Origin of the sequence: Aeromonas sp. sif0611 (assembly GCF_019218845.1) — a bacterium.
Classification (GTDB): Bacteria; Pseudomonadota; Gammaproteobacteria; order Enterobacterales; family Aeromonadaceae; genus Aeromonas; species Aeromonas media.
The window spans coordinates 228057-234430 of record NZ_JAHUWU010000006.1 but is presented as its reverse complement, the minus strand read 5'-3'; the positions used below and the strand labels follow the sequence as shown (position 1 = coordinate 234430).

Annotated in this window: 8 protein-coding genes; 3 read left to right on the top strand and 5 right to left on the bottom strand. The window is 62.1% G+C overall.

Features of this window, described 5'->3' with window-relative positions; genetic code table 11:
* Positions 1-250: 250 nt before the first annotated feature.
* A complete protein-coding gene (locus KW824_RS15880) occupies positions 251-1081 on the top strand; it encodes a CPBP family intramembrane glutamic endopeptidase (RefSeq protein ID WP_218410287.1) in 831 nt (276 codons plus the stop codon).
* Between the two features lie 78 nt (positions 1082-1159).
* Here KW824_RS15880 and KW824_RS15875 read toward each other — a convergent pair whose 3' ends face one another.
* From KW824_RS15875 to KW824_RS15855, 5 genes are all read right to left on the bottom strand, one after another.
* Positions 1160-1579 carry a DUF4426 domain-containing protein gene (locus KW824_RS15875; RefSeq protein WP_218410286.1) on the bottom strand — a complete coding sequence of 140 codons (420 nt, stop codon included), beginning with the start codon at positions 1577-1579 and terminating at the stop codon, positions 1160-1162.
* A 4-nt stretch (positions 1580-1583) separates the two neighbouring features.
* On the bottom strand, positions 1584-1892 hold the full coding sequence (yggU, locus tag KW824_RS15870) for a DUF167 family protein YggU (RefSeq protein WP_043128939.1): 309 nt from the start codon (positions 1890-1892) through the stop codon (positions 1584-1586).
* Positions 1892-2443, bottom strand: coding sequence for a YggT family protein (locus KW824_RS15865; protein WP_025325667.1), 552 nt, complete (start codon positions 2441-2443; stop codon positions 1892-1894). Before KW824_RS15865 ends, yggU begins: the two co-directional genes overlap by 1 nt.
* A 23-nt stretch (positions 2444-2466) precedes the next feature.
* The gene (gene proC, locus KW824_RS15860) at positions 2467-3294 is read right to left on the bottom strand and encodes a pyrroline-5-carboxylate reductase (protein ID WP_043128937.1); all 828 of its coding nucleotides are present in this window, start codon (positions 3292-3294) and stop codon (positions 2467-2469) included.
* Between the two features lie 158 nt (positions 3295-3452).
* Positions 3453-4154, bottom strand: coding sequence for a YggS family pyridoxal phosphate-dependent enzyme (locus KW824_RS15855; RefSeq protein ID WP_042649789.1), 702 nt, complete (start codon positions 4152-4154; stop codon positions 3453-3455).
* A gap of 39 nt (positions 4155-4193) precedes the next feature.
* Between KW824_RS15855 and tapT the strand changes: the two genes are divergently transcribed.
* A complete protein-coding gene (gene tapT, locus KW824_RS15850) occupies positions 4194-5228 on the top strand; it encodes a type IVa pilus ATPase TapT (protein ID WP_041206426.1) in 1035 nt (344 codons plus the stop codon).
* Positions 5229-5254: 26 nt separating this feature from the next.
* Positions 5255-6364 (top strand): PilT/PilU family type 4a pilus ATPase, encoded by a 1110-nt coding sequence (locus tag KW824_RS15845; protein WP_042649788.1) that lies wholly within the window; start codon positions 5255-5257, stop codon positions 6362-6364.
* The last annotated feature ends 10 nt before the right edge of the window (positions 6365-6374 follow it).

Below are 6374 nucleotides of genomic sequence, written 5' to 3'. Positions count from 1 at the left end.
CAGAGAGTTGCGGGAACAGGGTAAGGAGATGTTGGAAGGCTTGGGTATCCATGATGGAGGCCCTCAAGGTGATGACCTACTCCAAGGTTAGTCTTCCAACACGTAATTGGGACAGCGCCTTTTTTATTGTCCGCTCCGTCAGCACCGGCGGCAAGAAGGAGCACGCCTGGGCTCCGACCAGTCCATTGCGCCTTGTGCGAGAGGCGAAGGCTCGTTAAGGTGCGCCCCTTGCAACCCATAAGGAGACTCAATGTTACCACTCCCTGACACCCTCATCTGGCTCGCCCTGGGACTGGCCGTGCTGCTCTGCCTGGCCCGCCAGCAGCGGAGCGGCCTGATCCTGCTGGGGATTGCCCTGCTAACCGCGCTCTGGCTGGAGCGACTCGGCCCGGTCGCCGCGCTGGTCAGCCTCGCCGGTCTCTTGCTGGCCTGGCGCACGCCCACCCTCCCCCAGCCCTGGCGTGGCGTTGCGCTGACGCTGGTACTGCTGTGGGCCCTGGCCCTGACGCTGCACCTGGTGCCGGGCTTTGACAACCTCAAGGTGCTGGATCGGGTGCAGGCCGGTCCCGCCAGCGTCCCCTTCACCCTCTACCTCAATCTGGACAAGCCGCTCATCTTCTTCGGCCTGCTGCTGGCCTGGCCCGCCCTGCTCGGCCCGGGCGGCGCGATGCGCTGGCGACCGCTGGCCCTGCTCATACTGCCGCTGGCAGCCCTGCTGATCACCGCCTGGCAACTGGGGGCCCTCAAGCCCGAAGTGGGACTGCCCCACTGGTGGTGGTTGTTCGCTCTCAACAACCTGCTGTTCACCTGCGTGGCGGAAGAGGCGCTGTTTCGCGGCCTTATTCAGCAAGGAGTGGCGAGCCGAAGCAAGCCCTGGCTCGGCCTCCTGGTCGCCAGCCTGCTGTTCGGGGCCGCGCACCTGGCCGGCGGTCCGCTGCTGGTGCTGTTTGCCGCCCTGGCGGGGGCCTGTTACGGCCTGGCCTTCCTGCTGAGCGGGCACCTGAGCGTCGCCATCGCGATCCACTTCCTGTTCAACTTCGCCCACCTGGCCCTGTTCACCTACCCGCTGGCCAGCCGCTAACTTGTGTAGGCAGGTTCTCGCCGGATAAAAAATGCCCCGAACCTGTGGGTTCGGGGCATTTTCATCGCATCCGGACAGCTAGTCGACGTAGAAGGTCTGCTGGAAGGTCAGCGTCTGCTGCTGCCCCTCCCCCATGATCTTCAGAGTGAACTGGTAGGTGTCCTCGTTCCGGTAGGGCAGCACCGCCAGGTAGTAAATGGAGTCCCCCTCCTTCACCTCCTGGAAGCTCAGGGTACGGATGGTGCCGGTGAGGTTCTTGGCCTCGCCGCTGATGCCCACCGCCTGAGCCACCCCTTGCTTGTTCTGCACCGCAATGTTGACGATGCCGTTGTAGCGGCTGCGTTCCAGACCGTAAGCCTTGGCCACCTCAGGGGTGAGGAAGCTGGAGTTGAAGGCGCTGTAGTGCACCTGCCAGGGGCCCAGCGCCTTCATCTGTTCCGCCCGCAGTGGCAGTGTCATCAAGAGTGCCAGCAGGCAGCTCATCCAGACTGTTTTCATGATGTCATCCTTCTCGTGTTCCACTCTCCAGCAGGGCGGCGATCTCGGCGGGGATCTGTCTTGGTGCCTCGATGGCGACCGTCTTGTGCCGTCCCAGCTCCCCCCGCACGATGCGGACCTGCCCCTTGGCCACCTTGCACTGCTTGGCCAGATACTTGATCAGATGGCTGTTGGCCTGACCATCCACCGGCGGTGCCGTGATGGCCACTTTCAACTCGTCCCCGTGCAAGCCGACGATCTGATCCCGGCTCGCCTTGGGCTGGATCATCAGATGCAACACCAGCTCGTCCCCTTCCAGCAGGACGGCGGGCATCAGATCATCCACCACAGCTGGCCGAACAGATCCCCCAACAGATAGTTTATGGCCTGCAGCGCGATGAAGGCGACCAGCACCGAGAGATCCAGTCCACCCAGCGCCGGCAGTATGCGGCGGATGGGTGCCAGGAAGGGCTCGGTCAGCTGATGCATCACGTATTCGATGGGGTTGCGGCCCTGGCTGACCCAGCTCAGGATGGCACGGATCAGCAGCACCCAGAAGATCATGGAGCCCGTCTTCTTCAGTATGGTGAGCACCGCAAACAGGCTGAGGGTCAGCCAGTCGGTCAGCAGCACGTTCATGCTCTTGAGCAGCGCCAGCTTGGCGAAGGCGATGATGAGTGCCAGCAGCACCGAGGCCATATCCAGCCCGCCAAAGCCGGGGATGATGCGGCGCAGCGGGATCACCAGGGGGTTGGTCACCTTGACCACCATCTGGCTCATGGGGTTGTAGAAATCGGCGCGGGCCCACTGCAACCAGACTCGCAACAGCACCACCATGAGGTAGAGATCAAAAATCGTATTAATCAAAAAGTAAGCCGTGTTCATCCGGGCTCCTTGCTACAAAAGGTTCAGAAAAGGGTTTCCATCTCGGCAGCCCGGGTGACGGCCGCCTGCATGGCACGTGAGGTCAGCGGCTTCAGCCCCTGCTCCTGGAATGTCTTGACGGCCTCGGCCGTGGTGCCGCCCTTGCTGGTGACCTGCTCGCGCAGGGTCTGCAGGGAGAGCTCGGGGTTCTGCTCCACCATGGCGGCGGCGCCAAGGGCGGTCTGCTGCACCATCAGACGGGCCTGCTCGGGGGAGAAGCCCATGGCCTCCGCCTCCTCGGCAATCCCCTGCATGAACAGGAAGAAGTAGGCCGGGGCGCTGCCCGCCGCCGCGATGACGCCGTTGATACCGCTCTCCTGTGCGACCCAGAGGGTCTTGCCGACGGCCTGCATCATCTGTTCGGCGAAGTCGCGATCCGCCTGATCTATGCCGGTCGGAGCATAGAGCCCGGTCATTCCCAAGCCCAGCAGGGAGGGGGTATTGGGCATGGTGCGGATGATGCGGGCATGCCCCCCCGCCATCTCCTGCAACCGCTCGACCTTGATACCGGCGGCAATGGAGATGAGCAGCTTGCCCGCCAGCGACCCCAGCTCGGCCACCAGCGCCTCCAGCATGGCCGCCATCAGCTGGGGTTTGACCGCCAGCACGATGACGTCAGCCTCACGGGCCGCCTCGGCGTTGTTCTGGGTGATGCGAATGCCGAACTGATCAGCCAGTTCGTCCAGCTTGGGCCGACTGGGGTTGGCAGCGATGATCCGCCCGGCCGGATAACCGGCCTGGATCAGGCCGGCAATGATGCTGCGGCTCATGTTGCCCGCCCCGATGAAGGCGAGGGTTCTCTTATGCTGCATCTTGCACTCCTGCTGATGAAATGACTGCGGAGCCCTGCGTGCCCGCCCCGATAAAGGCGAGAATTCTATGTTGCATCACACACTCCTGTTAATGGCTTCCAATGCGGCGGTGTGCCGGGCCGACGAAGGCGAGGACAGGCTACACCGCATGCTTCTGTTCATGAGTAATCACGGGCACCGAAGATGGCGGTGCCGACCCGGACCATGGTGCTGCCATGGGCGACGGCGGCCTCGAGATCCTCGGTCATGCCCATCGAAAGGGTGTCGACGCTCGGGTATTGTTGCGCAAGCTCGGTGAACAGAGCCTGCATGCGCCGCATCTGCACAGCCAGAACCGCCTCGTCGCTGGTGTGCTCCGGGATGGCCATCAGGCCACGCAGCACCAGTCGCTCGCTCTGGGCAACCAGGGCGGCCAACCGGAAAATCTCTTGCTCCGACGTACCGGATTTGCTGCTCTCTCCGCTAATATTGATTTGCAGACAGACATTTAGCGGTGACAACCCGGCTGGACGCTGGTTGTTGAGGCGCTCGATAAGTTTGTCACGATCGACGCTTTGCACCCAATCGAATCGCTCCGCCACCAACCTGGATTTGTTCGATTGCAGCGGGCCGATAAAGTGCCACTCTATGTCTTGGCAGGCAGCCTGCTCACGCAGGGCATCAATTTTGAGGGCGGCCTCCTGGGCATAGGATTCGCCAAAGCGGCGCTGACCGGCGGCATAGGCGGCCTGGATGTCTTCAAGCGGCTTGGTCTTGCTGACCGCAAGCAGCTGGATATGATCGGCGCCACGGCCAACTCGCCTGGCGGCCTGTACAATACGTTCCTTTACCTGAAGCAGGTGCTGGGCAATCTGGCTCATATTTCGTTCGTGATCTTGTGATGGGAGAATAACAAATCTATGGATATCACAGAGTTATTGGCTTTCAGTGTAAAGCATAAGGCCTCGGATCTACACCTCTCAGCCGGGGTTCCCCCGATGATCAGGGTTGATGGAGAGGTTCGCAAGATCAATTTACCCGCCCTGGATCACCGTGAAGTGCACGCCCTGATCTACGACATCATGAACGACTATCAGCGCAAGGAGCTGGAGGAGAATTTCGAGGTGGACTTCTCCTTCGAGGTACCCGGCATGGCGCGTTTTCGGGTCAACGCCTTTCAACAGGCGCGGGGCTCTGGCGCCGTGTTTCGCACCATACCCAGTACCGTTCTGACCCTGGAGGATCTGGAAGCTCCCGAGATGTTCCGCAAGATAGCCGAGTTTCCGCGCGGCCTGGTGCTGGTCACGGGCCCGACAGGTTCGGGCAAGTCCACCACGCTTGCGGCCATGGTCAATTACATCAATGACAACTTCCACCACCACATCCTCACCATTGAGGATCCCATCGAGTTCGTGCACGAGAACAAGCGCTGCCTGGTCAACCAGCGCGAGGTGCACCGCGATACCAAGAGTTTCGCCAACGCCCTTCGCTCGGCCCTGCGTGAGGACCCGGACATCATACTGGTGGGTGAAATGCGCGACCTCGAGACCATCCGCCTCGCCATGACGGCGGCGGAGACCGGTCATCTGGTGTTCGGTACCCTGCACACCTCCTCGGCGGCCAAGACCATAGACCGGATCATCGACGTCTTCCCCGGCTCGGAGAAGGACATGGTGAGATCCATGCTCTCCGAGTCCCTACGGGCGGTCATCTCCCAGACCTTGCTCAAGCGGATCGGCGGTGGTCGGGTGGCAGCCCACGAGATCATGCTGGGGATCCCGGCGGTGCGAAACCTCATCCGGGAAGACAAGGTCGCCCAGCTCTACTCCGTCATCCAGACCGGGATGACCCACGGCATGCAAACCATGGATCAGAGCCTCAAGCAGCTCGTCAACCGGGGCGTGGTTGCCGCCCTCGATGCCAGGGCCAAGGCGGCCGATCCCAACAGCATTTAAGATGCTTTCATACCCAAGGAGACACTATGAACATGGATGTTCTGCTCGCTGCACTGGTTGAACAAAAGGGATCGGATCTCTTCATCACGGTCGACGCTCCCCCCACCCTCAAGGTCAATGGACGCCTGGTACCGCTCGAGGGGGGGCCGCTGGACAGGCAGGCGGCGCTGGCCCTGGTCAGGGATAGCCTGGACGAGACGCACTTCGAGCGATACCTGCATAGCCGGGAGGCAAACTACGCCATCCACCGCGAAGGACTTGGCCGATTCCGGGTCAGCGCCTTCTGGCAGCAGGATATGCCGGGCATGGTGCTGCGTCGTATCGAGACCCGTATTCCCACCTTCGAGGAGTTGGTACTGCCCCCCATCCTGCAGGATGTGGCCATGGCCAAACGCGGGCTGGTGCTGTTCGTCGGTGCCACGGGGGCTGGCAAGTCCACCACCCAGGCGGCCATGATCGGTTATCGCAACCAGCACGGCGACGGCCACATACTGACGGTGGAGGATCCGGTGGAGTTCGTCCACCAGCATGGGCGCTGCTTGGTGACCCAGCGGGAGGTCGGCATAGACACCGACTCCTTCGACGTGGCCCTCAAGAATTCCATGCGTCAGGCACCGGATGTCATCCTGATCGGTGAGATCCGTACCCAAGAAACCATGGAACTGGCCATCCAGTTTGCCGAGACGGGCCACCTCTGCCTCGCCACCCTGCACGCCAACAACGCCAACCAGGCGCTGGATCGCATCCTCCATCTGGTGCCGGAGGCGAAACACCGCCAGTTCCTGTTCGATCTCTCCTTCAACCTGCGCGCCATCGTGGCGCAGCAACTGCTCCCCAGCGTGAATGGCAGCCGCCGGATCGCCGCCTTCGAGATCCTGCTCAACACCCCGCTCATCACCGACATCATCCGCAAGGGCGAGATGCACAGGCTCAAGGAGGTGATGACCAAATCCGGCGAGCTCGGCATGCAGACCTTCGATCAGGCGCTGTTCACCCTGTTCTGCGCCGGCCAAATTGGCTACAGTGAGGCCCTTGCCCATGCCGACTCCGCCAACGACCTGCGACTGCTGATCAAGCTGTCGGGTCGCGAGCAGCTGGGTGCAGGCACACTCGACAACGTGACCCTGGATGAATGAGGGACGTGCG